At 58.9% G+C, this 23625-nt stretch carries 19 protein-coding genes; 5 read left to right on the top strand and 14 right to left on the bottom strand.

Annotated features, from left to right (window positions below; translation table 11 throughout):
• Nucleotides 1-26: 26 nt before the first annotated feature.
• Nucleotides 27-728 carry an alpha/beta hydrolase gene (locus tag AC5S26_RS23925; protein ID WP_494187466.1) on the top strand — a complete coding sequence of 234 codons (702 nt, stop codon included), beginning with the start codon at nucleotides 27-29 and terminating at the stop codon, nucleotides 726-728.
• On the opposite strand, the gene AC5S26_RS23920 is transcribed toward AC5S26_RS23925, so the two are convergent.
• Nucleotides 725-1591, bottom strand: a complete 867-nt coding sequence (locus AC5S26_RS23920) for an alpha/beta fold hydrolase (RefSeq protein ID WP_494187465.1) — start codon at nucleotides 1589-1591, stop codon at nucleotides 725-727. The genes AC5S26_RS23925 and AC5S26_RS23920 overlap by 4 nt on opposite strands.
• 264 nt (nucleotides 1592-1855) lie before the next feature.
• On the opposite strand from AC5S26_RS23920, the gene AC5S26_RS23915 reads away from it, so the two are divergent.
• Together AC5S26_RS23915 and AC5S26_RS23910 are read left to right on the top strand one after the other, a co-directional pair.
• Nucleotides 1856-4828 (top strand): ATP-binding protein, encoded by a 2973-nt coding sequence (locus AC5S26_RS23915; RefSeq protein WP_494187464.1) that lies wholly within the window; start codon nucleotides 1856-1858, stop codon nucleotides 4826-4828.
• The gene (locus AC5S26_RS23910; protein ID WP_494187463.1) at nucleotides 4821-6269 is read left to right on the top strand and encodes a sigma-54-dependent transcriptional regulator; all 1449 of its coding nucleotides are present in this window, start codon (nucleotides 4821-4823) and stop codon (nucleotides 6267-6269) included. Before AC5S26_RS23915 ends, AC5S26_RS23910 begins: the two co-directional genes overlap by 8 nt.
• 49 nt (nucleotides 6270-6318) lie before the next feature.
• On the opposite strand, the gene AC5S26_RS23905 is transcribed toward AC5S26_RS23910, so the two are convergent.
• From AC5S26_RS23905 to recN, 8 genes are all read right to left on the bottom strand, one after another.
• A complete protein-coding gene (locus tag AC5S26_RS23905) occupies nucleotides 6319-7389 on the bottom strand; it encodes a zinc-dependent dehydrogenase (protein WP_494187607.1) in 1071 nt (356 codons plus the stop codon).
• Between the two features lie 19 nt (nucleotides 7390-7408).
• Nucleotides 7409-8113, bottom strand: coding sequence for a phosphorylase family protein (locus tag AC5S26_RS23900; RefSeq protein ID WP_494187462.1), 705 nt, complete (start codon nucleotides 8111-8113; stop codon nucleotides 7409-7411).
• A complete protein-coding gene (gene hpnA, locus AC5S26_RS23895; protein WP_494187461.1) occupies nucleotides 8110-9120 on the bottom strand; it encodes a hopanoid-associated sugar epimerase in 1011 nt (336 codons plus the stop codon). Before hpnA ends, AC5S26_RS23900 begins: the two co-directional genes overlap by 4 nt.
• 168 nt (nucleotides 9121-9288) lie before the next feature.
• Nucleotides 9289-9735: a hypothetical protein gene (locus AC5S26_RS23890; protein WP_494187460.1), complete on the bottom strand. Its 447-nt coding sequence runs from the start codon at nucleotides 9733-9735 to the stop codon at nucleotides 9289-9291.
• A 6-nt stretch (nucleotides 9736-9741) separates the two neighbouring features.
• A complete protein-coding gene (gene hpnH, locus AC5S26_RS23885) occupies nucleotides 9742-10872 on the bottom strand; it encodes an adenosyl-hopene transferase HpnH (RefSeq protein ID WP_494187459.1) in 1131 nt (376 codons plus the stop codon).
• A gap of 40 nt (nucleotides 10873-10912) precedes the next feature.
• Complete coding sequence (gene shc, locus AC5S26_RS23880; protein WP_494187458.1) at nucleotides 10913-12940, bottom strand: squalene--hopene cyclase; 2028 nt, start codon at nucleotides 12938-12940, stop codon at nucleotides 10913-10915.
• Between the two features lie 54 nt (nucleotides 12941-12994).
• Nucleotides 12995-14008, bottom strand: a complete 1014-nt coding sequence (locus AC5S26_RS23875; RefSeq protein ID WP_494187457.1) for a 4-hydroxy-3-methylbut-2-enyl diphosphate reductase — start codon at nucleotides 14006-14008, stop codon at nucleotides 12995-12997.
• A gap of 415 nt (nucleotides 14009-14423) precedes the next feature.
• Nucleotides 14424-16115, bottom strand: coding sequence for a DNA repair protein RecN (recN, locus tag AC5S26_RS23870; protein ID WP_494187456.1), 1692 nt, complete (start codon nucleotides 16113-16115; stop codon nucleotides 14424-14426).
• A gap of 173 nt (nucleotides 16116-16288) precedes the next feature.
• On the opposite strand from recN, the gene AC5S26_RS23865 reads away from it, so the two are divergent.
• Both AC5S26_RS23865 and AC5S26_RS23860 read left to right on the top strand, forming a co-directional pair.
• Entirely contained in the window at nucleotides 16289-17059 is a 771-nt protein-coding gene (locus AC5S26_RS23865) for a DUF1223 domain-containing protein (RefSeq protein WP_494187455.1), read from the top strand.
• A 49-nt stretch (nucleotides 17060-17108) separates the two neighbouring features.
• Nucleotides 17109-19160, top strand: coding sequence for an ABC transporter ATP-binding protein (locus tag AC5S26_RS23860; RefSeq protein WP_494187454.1), 2052 nt, complete (start codon nucleotides 17109-17111; stop codon nucleotides 19158-19160).
• Between the two features lie 12 nt (nucleotides 19161-19172).
• On the opposite strand, the gene AC5S26_RS23855 is transcribed toward AC5S26_RS23860, so the two are convergent.
• The 5 genes from AC5S26_RS23855 to AC5S26_RS23835 form a co-directional block, all read right to left on the bottom strand.
• Nucleotides 19173-19991 carry an alpha/beta hydrolase gene (locus AC5S26_RS23855; RefSeq protein ID WP_494187453.1) on the bottom strand — a complete coding sequence of 273 codons (819 nt, stop codon included), beginning with the start codon at nucleotides 19989-19991 and terminating at the stop codon, nucleotides 19173-19175.
• Nucleotides 19992-20240: 249 nt separating this feature from the next.
• Complete coding sequence (locus AC5S26_RS23850; RefSeq protein WP_494187452.1) at nucleotides 20241-21479, bottom strand: ABC transporter permease; 1239 nt, start codon at nucleotides 21477-21479, stop codon at nucleotides 20241-20243.
• Nucleotides 21480-21482: 3 nt separating this feature from the next.
• Complete coding sequence (locus AC5S26_RS23845) at nucleotides 21483-22739, bottom strand: ABC transporter permease (RefSeq protein WP_494187451.1); 1257 nt, start codon at nucleotides 22737-22739, stop codon at nucleotides 21483-21485.
• A 110-nt stretch (nucleotides 22740-22849) separates the two neighbouring features.
• The gene (locus AC5S26_RS23840) at nucleotides 22850-23425 is read right to left on the bottom strand and encodes a 3-hydroxyacyl-CoA dehydrogenase NAD-binding domain-containing protein (protein WP_494187450.1); all 576 of its coding nucleotides are present in this window, start codon (nucleotides 23423-23425) and stop codon (nucleotides 22850-22852) included.
• Nucleotides 23422-23607, bottom strand: coding sequence for a hypothetical protein (locus AC5S26_RS23835; RefSeq protein WP_494187449.1), 186 nt, complete (start codon nucleotides 23605-23607; stop codon nucleotides 23422-23424). The genes AC5S26_RS23840 and AC5S26_RS23835 overlap by 4 nt, the downstream gene beginning before the upstream one ends.
• Between the last annotated feature and the right edge of the window lie 18 nt (nucleotides 23608-23625).

The raw sequence follows: 23625 nt of genomic DNA, 5'->3' as shown, positions 1-23625 counted from the left end.
CGATACACTTACTAGAGATGATTCAAATGACTTCTTCTTCTTCCCAGGGACCAGTAATTCGATCCATCGACGACTTGCACGGCCCCGCCGGCAGGCTTGAGGCCGTCCTGAACGGTGGACGTCAAGACGCGCGATACGCCGCGCTTGTCTGCCATCCGCATCCGCTCGGCGGAGGCACCATGCACAACAAGGTCGTCTACCACACGATGAAGGTCTTCTCCAGCCTGGGACTTCCTGTTCTGCGGTTCAACTTCCGGGGCGTAGGACTCAGCGAAGGCACGCACAATCATGGCCCCGGCGAGTTGAACGACGCACGAGCCGCGCTTGATTGGATGGATGCGACGCTGGGCCTGCCCGTGCTGCTGGCAGGATTTTCCTTCGGCTCCTTCATCGGCCTGCAAGCTGGATGCGGCGATCCTCTGGTCAAGGGCCTGGTCGGCCTGGGTATTCCCTACCGCGCCGAAGGTCGCAACTACAGCTATGAATTCCTGGAGCGATGCACTCAACCCAAACTCTTCCTGAGCGGTGCGGAAGATCAGTTCGGCCCCAGGCAGTTCGTAGAGCCCATGCTCAAGCATGCCGCGGACCCGAAGGAGATTGCATGGATCCAGGGAGCGGAACACTTCTTCCAGGGAACTCCCGAGTCGCCGGGCGCCAAACTGAACCAGATGCAAGAGATTCTGCGCTCATGGTTGAAGCGAAACTTTGGACTGGAAGAGCCTGCTTAGTTGGAAGGCCGCGAAGTTGAAAGCCAGTCTCGCATGGCGCCGTTGCAAGCCTCGGGCATCTCTTCAAACGGAATGTGCCCGACTCCGGGAAGTACGACCAGGCTGGATCTTCGCAACATGCGCTGCAGCTTTTCCGCAGATTGCAAGCCAACTGTGCGATCGCGGTCTCCCCAGATCAACAGTGTCGGCTTCTCCGCCAGACTCGAAAGAACTTCGCGCAGTTGCCGCATATCGGAAGACCATCCACGAACGATGTTCAACACATGATCGATCGTTCCTGGGATATGCAGTCCCGCCGTATAGCCATCCAATGCGTCGGGAGCCACTAACGCAGGGTTGCCAAACATGCGGCTGAGCGCTGTCGCCTTAAGCCTCCGGGGAAGCCAGGGAATCTGCCGTGCCAGCCACATACCGGCCTTGGTCTGGTAAAAGGCGATCAGCTGCCGACCCAGATCACAGTAGGGATTCGCTGGAGCAAACAGCACCAGGCTTCTTACCCGCTGCGGATGCCGTGCCGCAAGCATCATGGCAACCGCACCACCGTGCGAGTGACCCGCAATGTCCGCCACCTTCAACCCGAAGGCATCCATGCAGGCAGCTACACGGTCTGCCGTGGCTTCGAGGCTCGAGTCCAGTCCCGGGATCCGCTCTGACTCTCCCATATTGAGCAGGTCTACCGCATAGACGTTCGCGTGTTGGGCCAGAAAACGAATGTTCTGCCGCCAGTTTCTTGCCGATCCCACCAGGCCGTGCAGCAGGAGAAGCGGCCGGCCTGCGCCAGCGCGATGGTAATGGAGGCGCGCCCCATGAATCGTGACGTAGCCTTCCTCCATCTCCACCCGATCTTCCAGTTCCTGCAACATCGTTCGGTCTCCACCCCAAGATATTTATGTTACAGGATTATTAAAATTGCAGGTGCTGCATTTGCGAGGCATTTTTCCCGATCGTCTAAAAAATTACCCCTTTTCTTCTGACCTGGAATTTCTGTGGAAGAAAGGTTTCTATCTCTTAATTGCAAAACGGGTTATGATTTTTCATAGAAGAGGGAGCCCCATGTCGATGCAAACCCTCGCCATCGTTACATGTACGTTTGGAACTCGATGTGCTGTGCTTACTTTTGAAGCTTTATGAAAGACGCCGCCCAAACGCGTATTCTGGCTGTCGCCCTTGCCATCGCGACGCTGGCGGCCTGCGTTCTCGCGATGATGAATCTTCAGCGCGAAAACGGCTATGAGATCCCCACCGATGGCGTGACCTGGATCGAGTCAAAAGGTGGGATGCAGGCACAATATGTTCCCTCCGGCTCCCCCGCCGATCGCGCCGGTGTCCGTACCGGCGATCTTCTTATCGGGGTCAACGACCACCCGGTCGAGCGCATGGCAACCCTGGTTCACCAGATGTTTCGCAGCGGAATCTGGGGACACGCCACTTATTCGATTCTCCGTCCTGTCGCACGTACCGCGGACCTGAAAAATGCAGCCAGGCTGGATATCCAGGTCATCCTGGTGCCGACAGACCGTTCTATCAACCAGGGCCTTCGCTTTATTGCGCTTGTCTACCTCAGCATTGGACTTTATGTGCTCTTCCGGCGTTGGACCGCACCGAAGTCGACACATTTCTATGTCTTCTGCCTGGTCTCGTTTGTCCTTTATTCGTTCAAGTACACCGGTCAACTCGATACCTTCGACTGGATCGTCTACTGGGGCAATATTGCAGCGGGGGCGCTGCAGCCTGCCCTATTCCTCCACTTCGCAGTCAACTTTTCCGACGATTACGCCGAGCTCTCAAGCAAGCTTCGCCGTCGCATCCTCTGCGCCGCGCTCTATCTTCCCGGAATCTTTCTGATCGGCCTGCAGTGCTGGGCCCTCCAGTACTGGTCGGCAACCGGACTGCTTCGGCATCGCCTCGATCAGATTTCCGTTGCCTATCTGGCGCTCTACTATGTCACCGCAGCTGTGGTCTTCCGCATACGCTACCGCCGGGCGCAGTCTACGCTCGAACGCCAGCAGCTCAAGTGGCTTACGCGTGGCACTCTGCTCGCGATCGCTCCGTTCACGCTGATCTACGCGATCCCTTATCTCGCAAATGTCAACGTCCCCAGCTTGCTTACCAAGTTGGCGGGACTCTCTCTCGTCTTTCTCCCCCTTACCTTCAGCTGGGCCATCGTTCGCTACCGGTTGATGGATGTCGATCTCATCTTCAAGCGCGGCGTTACCTATACCCTCGCTACCGCCGCACTCGTTGGTGTTTACTTCGCCGTGGTCGCCGTCACGGCGGAGATGGTTCACGCGCGTCTGCCGAGTCTGCGTACCTGGGGACTTCTGCTGGCCATCGTCGTCACCGGCCTGATCTTCGACCCGCTTAAGCGTGCCATTCAGGGACGTGTCGACCGCATGTTCGATCAGAGGCGCTTCGACTATCGCGAAACCCTGATCGAGTTTGGTCGCGGCCTGAACTCGCAGACCGATCTCCGCGCCCTCCTGGACTCCATCGTCGAGCAGCTGCCCCAGGTGCTGCTGGTCACTCGCGTCGCCGTCTTTCTGGCCGCCGAAACCGAGACTCCTCGTTTCCACCCACAGTTTGAGCTGGTCGCGTCGCACGGCCTCACAAACCTTTCGCCGTCTGAACTTAAGTCGCTCGATGTGGGGTTCTTCGATTTTGATCGGCAGGGCGCCAATAACCATATCTTCCTTGAAAACCCCCAGCAGGTGCTCCACCTTCAGGACATGCAGCGATTGACCGCCGCTCGGCTGGACCTGAACTACTATGTTCCCTGCCGTGTCGCCAATCGAGAAGGTTTCGGCACCCGCACCGTAGCGGTGATTGGACTGGGTCGCACCAACGATGGAGACTTTCTCTCGAGCGAAGAGATGGAGGTGCTCGAATCGCTGGCCGGCTATATCGGGATCGCCATTCAGAACGCTCAGCTCTATCGCAGGCTCGAACAGAAGATCACAGACTTCGAGCGGCTCAAGGAATTCAACGAGAACATCGTCGAATCCATCAACATCGGGATCCTCGCCGTCGACCTCGACAACCGCGTCGAAAGCTGGAATGCGCAGATGGAAGTGCTGTTCGCCCAGCCCCGTGCCAACGCGCTCGGGCAGCCAATCTCCGAGCTCTTCCCCGCGGACTTTGTCACACGCTTCAACGCCATTCGAGAGGAACAAGGGACGCACACGCTGTATAAATTCCGCCTGGCGCTTCCCTCCGGTGAATCGCGCGTCGCCAACATCGCCATCGCTCCTCTGGTCACACGCGACTTCATCACCATCGGGCGCATCATTCTCGTGGATGACATCACCGACCGCATCCAGATGGAGGCGCAGCTCACGCAGTCGGAGAAGCTCTCCTCCATAGGCCTGCTTGCCGCCGGTGTGGCTCACGAGGTCAATACGCCGCTGGCCGTTATCTCCAGCTACGCCCAGATGCTGACCAAACACATGCGCGACGATGAGCGCCTGGCTCCAGTGCTCGAAAAGATCACGCAGCAGACCTTCCGCGCCTCCGAGATCGTCAATGGCCTGCTCAACTTCTCGCGCACCAGCGGAAGCGAGTTCGCCAGCGTCGACCTCAACGATCTTCTGCGCGACACGCTGGTCCTGCTCGAGCATCAGCTCAAGACCGCCCAGATTCGCGTCGAGACCAATTTTGATCCGCAGCTTCCTCTGATCCATGGAAACCGCGGCAAGCTGCAGCAGGTGATCCTGAACCTGATGCTCAACGCCAAGGATGCTATGTTCGGCAGGTCCAATGCCATGCTCCGAATCGCCACCTTCCACGGCGCGGGGCGGGTTCTGGTGCGTATTCAGGACACCGGAGCCGGCATTGAGCGCGACCATCTCCATCGCATCTACGATCCCTTCTTCACCACGAAGACAAAACCGCAGGAAGGCGGGCACAAGGGGACGGGACTCGGGCTTGCCGTAACCTACGGAATCATGCAGGAGCACGCCGGCAAGATTCACGTCGAAAGCGAAGTTGGCATCGGCACGGCATTCCAGCTTGAGTTCCCTGTCTCCGCCGGCCGCCCCCTCGCACAGCCTGCAGCAATCTCCGCCGCCGCACAGGACCCCGATAGGAAGACGATTCATGCCTGAAATCACCACTGATGCAGCCGCCGAGTCCACGACTCGACGTCCTGCAGACCATATCGCAGGAAGCCCACGCATTCTCATCATCGACGACGAGGCTGCGATCCGGGAGTCGCTCGAAACCATGCTCACCCTCGAAGGCTTCACCGTCTCGCTCGCGACCGAGGGCGTCTCCGGCATGGAGCAGCTTGCCCGGAACCAGTACGACCTGCTTCTGCTTGATCTCGCCCTTCCCGGAGAGAGCGGTATGGATCTTCTGCCGCGTATCGTCGAGATGTATCCCACGCTTCCCGTCATCATGATCACGGCCTTTGGCACGATGGGCAACGTCGTCGATGCGATTCGTTCCGGCGCCGAGAACTTCGTTCAGAAGCCCTGGGACAACGAGAAGCTGCTGGCCGACATCCGTACCGCGATCGCCCGCCATCGCGCCGAAGAAGAGGTCGTCCAGCTCAAGCGGACCCTCAAGCAGCGCTATAACTTCGAAAATATCGTCGGCAAGAGCGAGCCAATGCTGAAGCTCTTCGACCTCGTCGCGCAGATCGCCCCCAGCCGCTCCACCGTGCTCATTCAGGGTGAAAGCGGAACCGGCAAGGAGCTGATCGCCAAGGCCATTCACGCAAACTCTCCACGCCGCGACCGTCCCTTTGTCCCAGTCAACACCGGCGCGGTCCCCTCCGAGCTGCTTGAGTCCACCCTCTTCGGCCACGTCAAAGGCGCCTTCACCTCCGCGATCTCAGCCAAAAAGGGCCTCTTCGAGGTCGCCAACGGGGGAACCCTGTTCCTCGACGAGATCGGCACCATGACCATGGACATGCAGGCCAAGATCCTGCGCGTCCTGCAGGATCGCCGCTTTATGCATCTCGGAGGAACCCAGGAGATTCAGGTCGACGTCCGCATCCTCGCAGCAACCAACGTCAACCTGCATGAAGCCGTGCGCGCGGGCCGCTTTCGCGAAGATCTCTTCTACCGCCTCAACGTCATTACGCTTGAGCTGCCCCCGCTGCGCTCGCGTCGCGAAGACATTCCCCTGCTCACTTCTCACTTCCTCAAGTTCTACGCCAACGAGAATGGCATGGAGGAACGCACACTCTCCCCTGAAGCCATGCGCATTCTGATGGACTACGAGTGGCCAGGCAATGTGCGCGAACTCGAGAACGCCATGGAGCGCGGCGTCGTCCTCTCCACCGGAAAGATCATTCATCCCGAGCTTCTTCCCGCGCAGCTTACCGGCAACACCTACTCGGCAACCCTGCTCGAGCAGCAGCCGAACGCCTCGCTCTTCGACCTGATGGAAGAGATCGAGCGCCGCATCATCGCCGATCGGCTGGAACGCTGCCACTGGAACCAGACCGAAGCCGCCGAATACTTCCGTATCCCGCTCTCAACGCTGAACCAGAAGATCAAGCGCCTCAACGTCGAGATTAAGAAACGCAATCGCGACTGATCGTGCGTCTTCGACGGTTTTGTAATTTTGTGTGATTCAACCGACGCCTTTACAACCCCGGCTGAATCACAATCTTCATCGAATCCGGCTGCGGATTCGATGCCAGCTCGATCGCCGTGACCGCATCCTCAATAGAGAAGCGATGTGAGACCAGCTGGGTCAAATCCAGGCCCGTGCGATAGCCATCGAGCACCAGCCGCGTCACCTCGTCCTGAATCGCCACCGATGCACTGTACGAACCCATCAGCGTCTTCTCATCCATGCACACCGCGGCCGGATCGAACGGGGCCTCGCCATGCTGGGTTGCGGCAAACAGCATCACCCTGCCTCCCGGACGAATCGCATCCATGGCCACCTGGATCAACTTATTGCCGCCGACGGCAACCAGCGCAACGTCCGCGCCACGCCCCTCGGTCGCTGCCTTTGCCGCCGCAACCACATCCCCGCGCGCATCCAGCGGATGGTCGAGCCCATACTTTGCCGCAACGGCATGGCGCTCCGGATAAAGATCGCTCGTCAACACCGTCGCGCCGGTCCTGCGCGCCAGCGCCGCCAGCAGAACGCCGATGGATCCCTGCCCGATCACCAGGACCGTCTCATCGGGCTGCAGACTGAGCATATCGACCGCCTTGTAGCAAGTGTTCACCGGTTCGATGAACGCCGCTTGCTCGAACGGAACGGAGTCGGGAATCTTCACCAGGCCACGACGGACAATCCAGTCCATCACGCGAATGTACTCGGCGAAACCGCCGCCGGAAGGCTCGAAGCCCGCGGTACAGCCGACCTTCTTATAGGTCTCGCACTGCGCAAAGGTCTGCTTGCGGCAGTAAAAACACTCACCGCACGGAATATGGTGATACGCCATTACGCGTTCGCCCAACGCGAAGTCCGTTACTCCAGCGCCCACGGCGGCAATGGTTCCCGACATCTCATGTCCAAAGACACGCGGAGCCGAGTGCGACCCGGTGTGGATCTTCTTGAGATCGGTACCGCAGATCCCACAGGTATGAATCTTTACCAGCACCTCGCCCGGCCCGATCTCGGGAACTGGAATCGTCTCGACCCGCACATCGTTCACGCCGCGATACACAGCGGCCCGCATCGTCTTCGGTACTTCCATCTTCTCGCTGCTCACAGGTCTATGCTGCTCCTATTCGGTTCACTTCTTCATTCAGAAACCGATTGACGTCCTCGGCAATGGCCCGCGCCGCCACCGAGCTGTTCTTCCCCAGCTCCAGCAGCGATCCCCACACCCCGGGCCTTATCGCCACGTGCGCAAGAAACGAAGGCATCTGCATCTGGCCCTGCTCGTCAATAAATGCATTCAGGTCCGGCAACTTCGCATCTTGAGAATCCGATACTGCCTTGAAGCAGAAAAACGGCACATCTCGCATCTGAGCCAGCCGAGCCACCGTTGCGGCCTCCATATCGACCAGTGCGGCTCCATAGCTCTCCCTCAACCGCCGCTTCTCCGCCGCATTCGCTACACGAGGCGTCGTAACCAGCCTCACTGCAGCTTCGCCTTCAGAGGTAAGGAATCGCTCGCCTGTCTGCGTGTCAATCACCTGGGAAGGACGATAACACTGGCCCTCCTTCATCTCCGGAGCCAATGCGCCGACCCATCCCACCGACAGGACAAGATCGAGCGCTCCCAGAAACTCTGCCGCCGTAAAAGCGCGCAAAACGGCGTTGGCGCCCATACCGCCGCAGACCGCAATCAGTTCATCGCGATCGCGAGTCGTCCGCCACACCGATAGTCCTTTTACTCCCGAGCGCTGCTGTTCCCAGCCTCGCACCAGTGGCTTTAGCTCTCCAGCCAGTGCGGCGATAACCCCAATCCTCATAGCTTCGCCCCACTGAAGGCTGGAGCGTATCCATGCTTCACGAACCAATCGATCGCGGAACGCAACGCCTGATAGATCGGCAGCACATGAAACCCGAGGTCCTGCTCCGCCTTCGCAGAGGAAGCGAACATCTTCTTCTTCCCCATGCGCACAGCCTCAACCGTTGCGCGAGGCTCCTTCTTCAGGAGCCTTCCCGTAATCATCTCGTCGAAGAACGCATAGCCCATCGCGACTGCATGAGGAACCTTCTTCGTCGGAGAAGGCAGTCCCGTAATCGCAGACATGCGATCGAGAATCTGTTTCAGCGTAAGGTTCTCGCCCCCAAGAATGTACCGCTGCCCCGGCGTTCCACGATCAAGCGCTACAACATGCATGCGTGCGACCTCATCCACATCGACGAGATTCAGTCCGGTATCGACATAAGCAGGAAATTTCCTGTTGAGGAAGTCGACGATGATTCTTCCCGTAGGCGTAGGCTTGGCATCCCCTGGCCCAATGGGAGTCGTAGGGTTCAGGATCATCACATGCTGTCCAGCGGCAGCAGCTTTGATCGCCTCCTGCTCGCCAAGAAACTTCGACCGTTTGTAATGCCCAATCATGTCCTCGAGAGAGACCGGCGTGTCCTCGTTCACTACCGAGCCGTCAGACTTGAAGCCCATCGTCGCCACACTCGACGTGTACACGACACGCTCCACACCCGTCTCCCGCGCCAGCCTTAGAAGCTCGCGCGTCCCATCGACGTTGGCCGCGTACATCTCCTTCGGGTCGCGTACCCACAACCTGTAATCGGCGGCCACGTGCACCAGGGCGTCGCATCCGGTTAGCGCGCTGCGAAGATTCTCCGGCTGCCGCAGATCGCCGGTAACAACCTCCGCATCCAGTCCCTCAAGGCCTTCGAGCCGGCTCGTCTTCCTCGTGAGCAGGCGTAGCTGCGCCCCTTCGGTGGCATACTTCCGCGCCACATGGGATCCTACAAAGCCTGTCGCTCCAGTGATGAATACGCGCACGTGTCGTCTTTCCCCGATTGCTCGGGATATGTATTCAAAAGTGATCTAGTCCCTGAGAGCATCCCCAAACGATTGTCATTCCGACCCAAGCATAGCGGAGTGGAGGAATCAGCTTTTCGTTCCGGCAAACAGTTTGATCATTAGAGGAACCCCGAACCGGAGATTGACCTAGTCCAGCTTCTCCGGTTCTATCTGGATGTTCTTCTCCCCGGCAGCCTTCTTCTCCCAGTACTTCTTCACCCAGGCCTCGAAGGTCTTGCCTGCCGCGGTATCGCGTCCCGTAAAGGCAAGCGCCGCAATATCCGCGTAACTGACATTCACCTTCGTCTTATCGGCCGTGGGGATGACGCGCACGAATGAGTCCGCAAGCGAAAAACCCGAGCGCCGATCGAAGAGGTAGCCCTCAACCTTCGTCCCATCTTTGCGCGTGATCGTGACGTCCCCGCGATAGTCGAAGGCTTTCTCCAGAGCTTCGCGAATCTCCGCATCCGTCGCCAGATTCGGAATCCAGCCTTCGAGATTCTCCTTCTCGCGGCCTGCAATGGTCTCAATCTCATCAGCGCTCTGCTGACGAAGCTGCTCGATCTTCAGATGTTCCTGCTGCTCTGTCGCCATTTGCGATTAATCTCCCGAAACCGGCTCAAGTTGGCCCTTCGTCGCATCCTGAATCTGGACCAGAGGCATCGCGTGAGCGGGTTTCCACTCGTTCAACAGCTTTTCAGCCTCAGCATCAGGATAGAGCGACGGGAACATATACTTCTTTGCGGTAACAAGAAAACCCTTCAGAGAACCGAAGTTGTAATCGACTGCGGAGGCTTCGTGACCTGAGTGCACCATGCAGTTCGCGCACTGGGGATTGCCGCTCTTCGCGCCGTAGTTCTCCCAGTTGGTCGTCTCCATCAGCTCTTTGAAGGTATCGGCATAGCCGTCCTGCAAAAGATAGCAGGGCTTCTGCCAGCCAAAGATCGAGAAGGTCGGCATGCCCCATGGCGTGCACTCGAAGTTCTGCTTGCCCATCAGGAATTCGGCAAAGAGCGGGTGGGTGTTGAACTCCCACGACTTCTTCCGATTCGACAGGATCGCGCGAAAGAGTTTGCGCGACTTCGCCTTGCCGAGAAAGTGATTCTGGTCCGGAGCCTTGTCGTAGGTGTAACCGGGCGAGACCATCATGCTTTCGACACCGGCCTCCATCAGCTGGTCGAAGTGCCTGCGCACGCTGTTCGGGTCAGCACCGTCGAACAACGTCGTGTTCGTCGTCACGCGGAAGCCCGCTGCCACCGCAGCGCGAACTCCCTCCATCGCGATATCGTATCCGCCTTCGCGGCAGACGGAGAAATCGTGATGCTCCTTCTCTCCGTCCACATGCACTGAGAAGGAGAGATACTTCGACGGCTTGAACAGGTGCAGCTTCTCCTTCAGCAGAAGAGCATTCGTGCACATGTACACATACTTCTTGCGCGCCACCAGACCGGCGACGATCTCCGGCATCTGCGGGTGCAGCAGCGGCTCTCCCCCCGGGATAGACACCATCGGGGCGCCACACTCTTCTGCCGCCTTAAAGCACTCTTCCGGGCTCAAATCAGCCTTCAGAATATGCGCCGGGTACTGAATCTTTCCGCAGCCTGCGCATGCTAAGTTACAGCGGAAAAGGGGCTCGAGCATCAGCACGAGCGGATATCGCTTCCGTCCGCTCAGCTTCTGCTTCAATACATAGCTTGCGACTGTCCAGGCCTGTGAGACTGGTACTGCCATTCTGGGTTTCCTCCCAAAAAAAATCTATAATGCGGCGGCCCTACTCATCCGCCTCGCGCGTCATCGCGCGTTGATACGTCGTCAAAGCCAACAACGGGAAATACTGTTTGTACAGGTGATATCCCAGATAGAACACACGCGGAAACCCTGTTCCCGTGTAGTAGCTCTCTCCGTTCCTTCCCGGTACCAGCTCATCCCAGCTTCCATCCTCATGCTGGCGTTCAATCAGCCAGCGAATTCCCTTTGCAACCGAGTCCGAACGGGTATCGTCAGCGGCCAGCAGCCCAAGCAACGCCCAGGCTGTCTGAGACGGAGTCGATGGTCCCGTGCCGCGCAGGTCGGCGTTGTCATAGGTGCCGCAGGTCTCTCCCCATCCGCCATCGGTGTTCTGCACCATGCGAATCCATTCGGCCGCCTGTTGCACCGCTGGCTCGTTAGAGTCAAAATCCATCGCGCGCAGACCACGGAGCGCCAGGAAGGTGCCATAGAGGTAGTTCACGCCCCAACGGCCGAACCACGATCCGTCCGCCTCTTGCTCCTTCAGGACGAACCGCACGGCTCGCTCTACACGCGGGTCGCGCCGAGTGTATCCATACTGCGCCAACATCTCCAGAACGCGCCCGGTGATATCCGCGGTGGGCGGATCGATCATGGCGTTGTGGTCGGCAAACGGAATGGACTCGAAGATCTTCTTGGTGTTGTCCTTGTCGAACGAGGCCCACCCACCGCTCTTGCACTGCATAGCGAAGACCCACTCGACCGCGCGCTGGGTCACTTCATGCTGGTAGCGCTCGCGGGGGTTGTCCACGGATTTCAGGGCCAGCAGAACCTCGCCGGTGTCGTCGACATCAGGCTGATGATCATTATTGAAGAAGAAGCACCAGCAGCTGGCATCGACATTCTTCACCTTATGCGACCAGTCTCCTTTGTAACGAATCTCCTTCGAGAGCAGCCAGTCTGCGGCCTTTACCAGACGAGGATCTCTGCGCGAAAGACCCGCATCGCCAAGCGTCGAGAGCACCTGCGCCGTATCCCAGACCGGAGAGAAGCAGGGTTGCATTCGGAAGGTCGGTGTGGGGTAGTTTGGTTCGCCCTCGGGAAAATCGAGACCCAGCTTTTCGAACTCGTCCCGTGCGCGGATGAGCTGCGGATCGCTCTCGGAGTAGCCGAGGACGCGCAGCGCCACGATGGCGTTCAGCATGGCGGGATAGATCGCGCCCAGGCCGTCGGATTTCTCGAAGTGTTCGAGGATCCACTGCTCCGCCCTGTGGATAGCGACCTTACGCAGAGGCCGGATATGAACGCGCTCGAACCAGTGGACCATCCGGTCGGTAAACAGAAAGAAATTTCGCCAGCTGATTGGGCGTTTTGTGTCCCAGCGCAGGTGCAGGTTGGCGTTATGGCGTCCTCCCACGAAGAGCTCGTCGATTCCCTGCTCCGGAGTCAGCTTCTTGAAGGGCTTCTTCGCGTAGATGATCGAGAGCGGCACCAGAATGGCGCGCGACCAGGCGCTGATCTCGTAGATGTTGAAGTAGCACCAATTGGGAAACAGCACGATCTCGGGCGGAACCGCCGGGACGGCATCATAGTCGTACTGTCCCATGGCACAGAGATACATCTTGGTGAAGGTATTGCACTCCACCACGCCGCCGTTAGCCAGAATCCATTCGCGTGCTTTCACTAGAACAGGATGGTCCTTGGACCAGCCCATCAGTTTGAGCGCGAGGTAGGACTTTACTCCATAGTTGATATTGGACGGGCCGCCCGGATAAAGACTCCATCCGCCGTCTTCATTCTGATGCCGCAGAATCTCATTTAAAGCCCGCTGCATCTTGCCTGGATCGCCCGTGCCGAGCAGCGTGTGCATGAAGATATAGTCAGCTTCAAGCATCACGTCCGCTTCGAGTTCCCCGCACCAGTAGCCGTCCTCATGCTGCTGGCCCAGCAGCCAATCCTTGGCTCGCCGTATGCCATCCACAACATGGTCCAGCCCAAGATCCAGCCGGCCGAACCGCGGTTGGATCTTGGGCTGGTTTGGGATCTGCGGGTTCTTTGCAACGTTGCTCATTTGTGACTCTCTGAAACCAATAAAACGAGGAAAAGCGTACTCTCTGCCCTTCGTCTACTGTGCCGGCTGGGGCGCGGATGCAATCGCCTGGACAATCTCAGGCGGCAGCCCAAAGCGCACATTCTCGGGCATCACTTCAACCTCATCCACCGAGCCGTAACCCTTGGACTGCAGATAGCCGACGACCTCCTGGACCAGGACCTCAGGCGCCGAAGCACCCGCGGTCACGGCGATCGCGTTCATCCCCTCCAACCACTCCGGCCGGATATCCTCGGCCTTATCAATCAGGTAAGAGTTCGTCCCCAGGTTCTGCGAGACCTCGACCAGCCGATTGGAGTTCGAACTGTTGCGCGAACCCACCACCAGCACCACATCCGCTCCGTGAGCGACGTTCTTCACCGCGGTCTGCCGGTTCTCGGTCGCATAGCAGATGTCCTGCGCGTGCGGTCCAACGATGTTTGGGAACTTCTTCTTCAACGCATCGATCATGTACTTCGCTTCGTCCAGCGAGAGCGTCGTCTGCGTCAGGTAAGCCACCTTGTCCGGATCCGGAACTACCAGAGCCGCGACCTCTTCCACGGTCGAAACTACCTGAGTCACCTCAGGAGCCTCACCCTGTGTTCCCTCAACCTCTTCGTGATCGCGATGCCCCACCAACACCAGGGAGTACCCCTGCTTGGCGAACTTGATCGCCTCTACATGCACCTTGGTCACCAGGGGGCAGGTCGCATCGACGACCTTCAAACCACGATCTTTCGCCCTCTGCCGTACCGCTGGGGAGACGCCGTGCGCCGAATAGATCACGCGTGCGCCCTCGGGTACCTCATCAAGCTCATTGACAAAGATCGCGCCCTTCTTCGCCAGATCGTTGACGACATAGCTGTTATGCACGATCTCCTTACGTACGTAGATCGGCGCGCCAAATGTCTCCAGGGCGATCCGGACAATGTCGATCGCGCGAACAACCCCCGCGCAGAAGCCGCGAGGCTTGAGGAGAAGGACGCGCTTGGTTGTCGGGGAAGAGCCGCTCTCGGTTACAGCAACATGATCGAGGGTCGTAGTGGTCACCTGATAAGTATACCGCGTTCAGGGGTTAAAAAGGCATTGGGATGAACCACATCTGGTGCAAACAGGGCCTCCCGCGCAGACCCGCTCCCAATCCCACTCGTCAAAGAAACGGCCTGAATTAAAGAAGGTTAGCAGGCTGCAATATCAATAAGTTATGAAGCAACATCAACCCGCGCAATCGGGATGTCCACAGTTGCATTTCAGCGTCATAAACTTCCGAGAATCCTCGCATTGGGTCGAGCAGTATTTGCTACCCGGCTGCGCCGTGCAGCTGCAACCCTGCTTTGCACATTTTTGGGGAAGATTGGCCATCGCTAGATCCCTCCAAAGGGACTGCTGTGTGCCTACTTCGGATGCCATCGCCCGCGAACGAGATGTGTGCGATCTCCGAAACCCGCGGCAAACTTTTCAGGCTCTAACGGCTCATTGCCAACAGATGTTCGGCATGTTTCAGGCTCGTCTCCGTCAACTTCTCTCCACTCAGCATCCGGGCGATCTCGCGTGCTCGTTCCGCATCGTCCATCTTGCGAATCTCGGTCTGCGTCCTTCCGCGCTTCTCGGTCTTTTCAATCAGAAAATGCTGGTCGGCAAAAGCCGCAATCTGCGGCAGATGCGTAATGCACAACACCTGCTGTCCGCGCGACAGCGTCTTCAGCTTCTTGCCAACCGCCTCCGCTGCTCTTCCTCCGATGCCGATGTCGATCTCGTCGAAGACCAGCGTTCGCGGCAGAGGAATCTTCTTCTTCTTTCCGCCGCCCTGCGTTCCTTCTTCCACCGTCACCTTCAAAGCCAGCATCACCCGCGACATCTCGCCGCCCGAGGCGATCTCATCCAGCGGCTTCAACGGCTCGCCCGCATTCGTCGCAATCCTGTACTCCACTTGGTCCCATCCGTGCGCCGTCCATGCCGCCGACGACTCCTCCGGATTCACCTTCACTTCAAACCTCGTGCTCATCGCCAGATCATTGATCTGCCCCACGGCCAGCTTCTCCAGACGCTTCGCCGCATCCCGTCGCGCCGCCGTAACCTTGTTCGCCGCTGCGCGATACGCTATTGCGTCCTTCTCCTGCTTCGCATGCAGCTCTACCAGCAGCGCATCCCGGTTCTCCACTTCGGCCAGCCTGCGTGACGCCTCGGCTCCAAATGCGATCACCTCTGCCAGCGTCTGGCCGTACTTGCGCTTCAGCCGGTCCAGCGCCGCCAGCCTGTCTTCAATCTCCTCCAGCCGCCCCGGGGACGCGTTCACATTCTCCGCGAACTCCCTCACTTCGGCATCCACATCCTCCACCGTCGCCTTCGCCGCGCCCAGCTGCTGCGCAGCCGCCGCAAACCGCGTATCGAACCGCGCCAGATCCTCTATATGTTTCAGCGCCGCACTCAGCGTCGTCTCGGCAGAGTTTTCGCTCTCATACAGCAGCTCATGCGCGCTCATCGCAGCCGTGAACAGGCGTTCCGAATTCGCCAGAACCCTCTTCTCGGTTTCCAGCTGCGCATCCTCATCCTCGGTGGTCAACCCCGCCTGCTCGATCTCCTTCGCCTGGAACCGCCACAGATCCGCCATGCGCAAACGGTCCTGCTCATCGGCCTCCAGCTCCGCGAGCTTCTCCGCGGTCTCTTTCCACGCAGCATAAGCCGCCGCGACGGTGTCGGTGGCAATCTCGCCAAAGCGATCCAGCAGAGTCCTCTGCTGCGCCTGGTCGAAGGCCCCCATCGTCTCGCCCTGCGAGTGCACAAGCGCAAGCTCCGGCGCAAGCTGACGCAACACCCCGACCGTCGCAGGCTGATTGTTCACAAACACGCGGCCCTTGCCATTGGCTCCAATCTCACGCCGCAGCAAAACCTCATCCGCCTCCGCATCAATCCCATTGGCTTCAAGCACCGCCCCGGCCCCTGGAGTCATCTCAAAGACGCACGAGACCACCGCCTTCTCCTCGCCATGCCGCACCACATCCGACGAGGCCTTACCGCCCAGCAGCATCTGCAGCGCATCGATAAGGATCGACTTGCCCGCACCCGTCTCCCCTGTCATCAGGTTCAATCCCGGCCCGAAGCTGGCAACAGTCCGGTCGATCACAGCATAGTTTTCCGCGCGTAACTCGAGCAGCATCTCTCCCCAGCCTCAAGCGAACGATGTACGCCGAGCATAGCAAATCTCCTCGAAAGCCGTTCCACATGGGCCACTTCAACCCCCATCCTTTTCATTTGTGACCGCGAGCATCGCGCCTCCATCCAACCAGGCAGTAGAATGCCACCCTGCGGCTTTCTCGAAAAGGAACCATCGTGACTTCAATCAAGCTCCGTCTCACTGCGGCTCTCCTCCTTGGACTTCCCCTCCCTCTCCTCGCTCAGTCCGCAACCCGCACCTCGGTTCTCGTAGAGCTCTTCACCTCCGAGGGCTGCTCCAGCTGCCCGCCCGCCGACAAGCTCCTTGCCGTTCTGCAAAAGGAGCAGCCTGTCGCCAACGCCCACATCATCGTCCTTGAAGAGCACGTCGACTACTGGGACCGCCAGGGCTGGCGCGACCGCTTCTCCTCCTCGCAGTTCACCCAGCGCCAGAACTTTTATGCTCCCCGGCTGAAGTTTGACGATGCCTATACGCCACAGATGGTCGTGGATGGCCAGTCGCAGTTCCTCGGCAGCGATTCCTCCAAGGCGGTCGCCTCCATCTCGCAGGCCGCGCAGGCCCCGAAGCTGGGGCTTTCCCTCTCCGCCCCCTCGATTGAAGGCAAACGCATTGCTGCCTCCGTCTCCTCCGTCGGGACAATGGACCTGCCTCATGGCGACCTCTACGCTGTCCTCATCGATCCCGAGGCTTCCACCACAGTCAAGGCTGGGGAAAACGGGGGCAAGCAACTAAACCACGTCAGCATCGCTCGCTCGTTTGAGCGCATCGGAAAGCTGCAGGATCTTGGGCACGGCCCCATCTCTTTCAAAATCAACGCCCCAGCCGACTCCGATCCCGCCCGGATGCGCCTGCTCGTCTTCGCCCAACTCCCCAGTCAGGGAGCCGTACGCGGAATCGCCGAGATCGCGACTGCCGCGAAGCCGTAACCATTCTTTAGCATCCGGCCTCGTCCGCAAGCATCTAGAATGGATACAGATGGCCGATCAGAAGACACCCGCCAGCGCCTCCAGGGAGCCTGCGAAGAAAACTCCGCAGGAGGATGAAGTCGTAGGCAAGGTCTATGACGGTCGCCTGATGCGCCGCCTGCTCACCTATCTTCGGCCCTACCGCCTTCAGGTCGTTCTCTCCTCCATCGCAATCCTCTTCAAGGCTGCTACCGATGTCATGGGGCCTTATCTGGTGAAGGTAGCGGTCGACACCTACATGACCGGTACCTCCCCGGCCCAGCTCTCCTGGCTTGCACGGCACCTCGATCCTTCCCCCATCACAGGGATCACTCAGCTCGCCATGCTCTATCTCGGCGCGCTCGTCATCACGTTCGGCCTCGAATTCGTCCAGACCTACCTGATGCAATGGACCGGACAGAAGATCATGTTCGATCTGCGCAGCCAGATCTTCCGCCATCTGCAGCGCATGTCGCCTTCTTTCTTCGACCGCAATCCAGTCGGACGCCTCGTCACCCGCGTCACCTCAGACGTGGATGCCCTCAACGAGATGTTCACCTCGGGCGTCCTCGCCATCTTTGAAGACGTCTTCGTGCTGGCCTTCATCGTCATCATCATGTTGCGCATGAGCTGGCCACTGGCCCTGCTCACCATCTCGGTCATCCCGGCCATCCTGTACGTCACGCGCATCTTCCGCAAGCATGTGCGCGACAGCTACCGTCGTCAGCGCTCTGCCACGGCACGCATCAACTCCTTCACCCAGGAGTACGTCTCCGGCATGGCCATCGTGCAGCTCTTCAATCGCGAGCGCCGCGCCTTCGACGACTTCTCCTCCGTCAATGCCGAAAACAAGAAGGCGTGGAGCGACGCCATCTTCGCCTACGCACTCTACTATCCCATCGTCGAGTTCCTGAGCACGACCGCGATCGCTCTCGTCATCTGGAGGGGAGGCATCAGCGTCCTTCACTCCACCAGCTTCTCCTGGCTCTCCGCTCACACGTATCTGTTGCCCGGCGACGGCGCGGTGCATACCAGCCTCTTCGGAACCGTCTCCATCGGCATTCTGATCGCCTTCATCCAGTACGCGCAGCGTTTCTTCCGCCCGATCCAGGACCTCAGCGACAAATACAACATCCTGCAGGCGGCCATGGCTGCGGCCGAGCGCGTCTTCAAATTGCTGGACACCCAATCCGAGATCGTCTCGCCCGTCCATCCCGTAGCCGGCGATAACTCCGGCCGCGTCGAGTTTCGCAACGTCTGGTTCACCTATCAGAATCTCGACGAGCATCAGCTCGCCCGCATCCAGAACGCCAGCAGCGAAGAGCTGGATTCCTTCGCCGATATCGAATGGATTCTTCGTGGCGTCAGCTTCACCATCGAGCCTGACGAAACCGCCGCCATCGTAGGCCACACCGGTGCAGGCAAGACCACCATCACCGGCCTGATGATGCGCTTCTACGACATCCAGCGTGGCGAGATTCTCGTCGACGGAGTCGATGTCCGCCGACAGGATCTCACCACGCTCCGCCGCCGCTTCGGTGTCGTCCTTCAGGACCCCTTCCTCTTCACCGGCACCATCGCCGACAATGTGCGTCTCGGCTCCTCCTGGATTACCGATGAGCAGCTGGAACGCGCCTGCGACGAGGTGAATGTCGGCGACTTCATCCGCAGCCTCCCGCTCCAGTTCAAGGAGCCTGTACAGGAGCGCGGTGCCACGCTCTCCACCGGCCAGAAGCAGCTCATCAGCTTTGCCCGCGCTCTCGCCCATGCGCCCCGCATTCTCATCCTCGACGAGGCCACCAGCTCCGTCGATACAGACACGGAGCTGCGCGTCCGCCTGGCCCTCTCTCGCATGATCACCGGGCGTACGTCCATCCTCATCGCGCATCGCCTCTCCACCATCCAGCGCGCCGATACCATTCTGGTGATGCACAAAGGTCAGCTGCGCGAACACGGAACCCACCAGGAGCTTCTCTCCCAGCGCGGCCTCTACTGGAAGCTCTATCAGCTCCAGTACAAGGACCAGGAACTGGGCACAGGAGTTGGGACCGATATTCCCCTCGAGCCCCTGAGCGCGGACTGATTTCATCTACCTCTAAGGTGGGGCATCGAGCAAAGCTCGATGGCTTTTGCCAGGATTCCCAATCCGCCTCTTCGCCCACGCTACAACCGGTCTCCAATACTTCTCCGGCGCCGCGAAGATCGGCGTGTTGTGCGGAAACCCGGAAAGGACGATCGTCTCTCCCCGTTCGCCGCAGGCCCGCCCCACCCTCTCCGCCATGGTGACCGGAAACAGCCCGTCATCTACTGTATGGACCACCAGCACCGGAACGTTCAGTCCCCTCACTCTCTCCTCTGTCCGCCAGGCATCCGTCGCCAGCAGGGTCACCCATCGTGGAATCCCGGCAACCTGCGCCGCCTCTCGTAACGAAGAGAACCCTTGGCAAAGAATCACGCCTCTAACATTCACGAGCGGGACAATCGCAGAGGCAACTCCTGTCCCCATGGAGAAACCGAGAAGAAAGATATCCCTCACACCGCGTCTGACCAGCTCCTCCACCGCGGCCACCGCATCTTCTTCGCAGTAGGTAGCGCAGGGCAGCCCGGAGCTCGCTCCAAAGCCCGTATAGTTGAAGACCAGCGAGGACACTCCCTCCCGCCGCAGCAGGTCCTGCACTAGCCCCCAGTATTCGACCCTCTCACCGATTCCGTGACAGATTACGAAGGCGGGAGCCTCCTCTCCGGCGGAGATGTAGACAGCCGAGAGTTCCCTTCTTCCACTCATCAGGACGAATCGATGCGAGGCAAACGGAAAGAGACTCAGCCATCTCCCCATATTGCCGCTCCACCTGTCTCGCAGCAGCAGGGTGCGGCTCACCAGGGCCAGCATCAGCGATAAGAATCTCTCACTCATGCGCCGTCCTCCGTGATCTTCAGGCCCCATACGAAAAACTCCCGTGCCCTCAGCTGTCAAGTGGAATCTTTAGGCAAGCCATTTCACATCAGCAATTTATAGTTGCCGGTTAGATTCCCTCTCTCTGTAGACTGAAATCAGAGGAAAAGAGACACAGGACTTCCCTCATGGAAGCGTAGGGCCTTGAACGGAAGTCCGGACCTAAGTCACCTGTTTCTAAGACTTTGCACTAATTTGGTAAGGGGTACCCTACTCGTATCGCAGGGCTTCGATTGGATCGAGGTTAGCCGCCTGGATCGCCGGAATCATTCCGCTGACGATGCCCACCAGCACCAGCACCGTCGTCGCGACGATCACGATGTTGGGTGAGATCAGAAGGTAGATATCCGCCGCGCTGGCGTTCGTGGCGATGGCGCTATAGAAGGTGATTCCACCGACGATCTTGCTCACCGCGAAGGCAAGCAGGATACCGCCCAGCCCTCCAACACCGGTAATAACCAGGGCCTCGGCAAGGAACTGAAACAGGATATGCCGCTTGCGCGCGCCCAGAGCCTTTTCAACCCCGATCTCGCGCGTTCGCTGCTGCACGCTCACCAGCATGATGTTCATCAGGCCGATCCCCGCGATCCCAAGCGTCAGAACGCCGATAAACAGCAGCAACGCCTGCAGGCCCAGCGAGATGATGCGGAACTGCGAAAGCTGCTCCATGATATTGGCGACGAAGACAGCGTTCCGGTCCGAGGGGCGAAAGCCGTGCGCCACGCCTAATTCGTTCCTTAAGGCACGCTCCACTGCCTTGTGGTCGCCCTTGAAGCTCATCCACATGCCATCGATATATTTGGTGTCCTTGATGTCACCCATCGTGGGAAACGGAATATCGACGACGCGATTCAAGTTGTCGTCTCCCTCCTGCATCTTGGCCTTCAGAACGCCGATCACCTCGAAGCTGACGCCGTTGAGCCGGATCTTCTGGCCCAGCGGGAACATGCCCGAGAACAGCTTCGTCTTCGCCTCCGAGCCGATCACAGCGACATGATTGCGCTGCTGCATATCGGTCGCGGAGATGAATCTGCCCTCGTCGATCTGCATGTTCATGATGTCGGCCAGCTCCGGCGTAATTCCATCGACCTCCCAGGTGAACGAGTGGAGGTCATTCTGAACCGGCACCTGCTTCCAGAGCACGGGTGAGACGTGAAGGATACCGGGCACCGTCTCCTCGATGCGCTCCACGTCATCCTGCTTGAACCGGACTTTGACGCCGGCCTTGGCGCCTCCCGCCTGCTCGCTGGTGGTTCCGGGAAAGACGCCGATCATGTTGGTGCCGAACTGGGCGAAGATCGTCTCAAAGGCGCGCCCGAAGCCCGCTCCATAAGCCAGCAGGAGCACGACGGTTGCAATTCCCCAGGCCATGCCGACTACAGTGATCGCGGTCCGGCGGCCGTTGAAACGCATCGCCTCCATCGCCTGCAGGAAGATATCCTTGAGCATGCTCTACTCCTTCCTCAGTGCTTCAACCGGCTCGAGCGCAGCGGCCTTGCTCGCAGGATAAAGCCCAGCGACCACGCCGCACAAAATCAGCGTTCCCATCGCCATGGCCGCCGACCACGGAACCAGCCGTGGAGGATCGAACCCCATCTGGTTGTTCCCCATGGCCTTGCCCAGAAGGAACATCAGGGTTCCCGCGCCGACGATTCCGATCAATCCGCTCAAGCCGGTCAGCATCAGGCCCTCAAGAAAAAACTGCGTAAGAATACTGCGATTGGTTGCACCCAGCGCCTTCCGCAGGCCAATCTCCTTGGTCCGTTCCGTGACGGTGACCAACATGATGTTGATGATTCCGACCGCCCCCAGGGCGAGGGTAACGATTCCAACCCCTCCAAGGAAGACATCCATTGCGGTGAAGATCAGACCCACCGTCCGCTCGGATTTGATGGTGTCCCATTCCTCGAAGGCGTCTTTGACGCTCGCATTGAAGCCGTGCCTCTCTGCGATTACACGATGCACCTCAGCCTTCGCGGTCTCGTTCAGTTCAGGAACCGAAGGCTGATACTGGATCGAGGTAACGGAGTCCTGGGGAATATTCTCCCCAGTCATGGGAAACAGCTCGAGCATCGTCGTAAGCGGAATGTAAAGCCGCTGATTGTCGCCGTCGTTATTGCCGCGGCCAATCTTCTCGGCTACACCGATCACCTGGAACCTCGCTCCATTGATCGTTATGAACGCTGCCAGCGAAGGTCGTCCTGGAAAGAGCAGCTTGTTGTTCTTCTGGCCCAGGACAACAACTCTGCGGCGCTGTGCGATATCGTCTGCACTCAGAAAGCGGCCCTGGTCGATCGGGATATTCCGGATCTCGGGATAGTTTGCCTGGACCCCCATGACGGAGCCGCCGGAGCTGGAAAACTCGCTCACCTGTTTGAGGTCGCCGCGGTTGATGAATGCGGTCACATTGCGGACATGTTGGGCTTCATTCCGAATCGCCTCCGCATCCGACACCGTCAACTTGTAGGGTCTCATGCCGGTATGCTGATTCGGCATCGCAGGAATATTCCCACCCCAGGTCATGATGACGTCCTGGCCGAGCTGGGCCAATCCCCTGCGCTGGCCGGAACGGAAGCCTTCCCCCAGGCCGATCAGCAGAAGAAGGGATGCCACTCCCCAGGCGATTCCGAACATCGTCAAAAATGAGCGCAGCTTATTAGCTCCGATTGACCGGAAGACCTGAGCGAAGATGTCCAGAAGAGCACGCATGACGATTCTTTGACTAAGATATCTCTCTTCCGTTACGTAAATTTAGAGAAAAGAGTTCCAGTTGTGACGAAAGGATCGAAATGAGACAGCGAGTGGCAGGCCGGGAGGCTCTATTGGCGCAAATTTTTAGTGAGAATTGAAGACTCAGGATCAGGCATCGCGACTGGGAAGGCTCCAAGGCGCCCTAGCAAATTCTGGACAGAATGAAGAACTACCTGGTCGACTGAGGGTGGATAAAGCACCTGTACCGTTTTCCCATGAAGGACCTCTCCGCGGATGGCCACGCATCGGTCCGGACGATAAACGCAGGAGGCCAGATCGGTGATGCTCAAGGCCACACTGGGCGTGCAGAGGATCGTTTTCGGGGGGGCCATGCGGTCGATCATGCTGAAGATCTCGAGCTTGGATTCCAGCTCGTCCGGCACAAAATCGATGGCGATATCGGCTTCCCGGACCGCACCTTCTACGGTCGTGGCCAGTTCAAGAGCTCCATAGCCTCCGCGCAGGCTGAGGTCGGAGTACTCCACCTCAGCCTTTCGCAGATTGGAAGGCATGACGTCTTCGAGGACAACATAAAAACCGGCTGCCGAGCATGCCATCGCAAAGGTACGGCCTGCCTGCCCTGCCCCGATCACGGCGATCACGCGGATTGCGGGATCGCCGTGCGAGCCGGGTGCTTCGCTCATTTTTTTCCCGCTACTGCTGCTATTACGGAGTCGTAGCTGGGATCGGCATGCTTGATATGATCGGAAACGCGCTGCCGCTCTTCGTCGGTCAGCGAAGGCAGAACCGCAAGAATGCGCCGTAGCGTCACCGAGATATCGTCAACATAGTTCATAGTACGGATGGCTTCGCCAGAGAGGGGCATGGAGACTCCTGATTTTTG

This window comes from Edaphobacter sp. FHG110511_03 (genome assembly GCF_059115365.1).
Note: the sequence above shows the minus strand (reverse complement) of the source record. Positions and strands in the feature narration are given on the sequence as shown.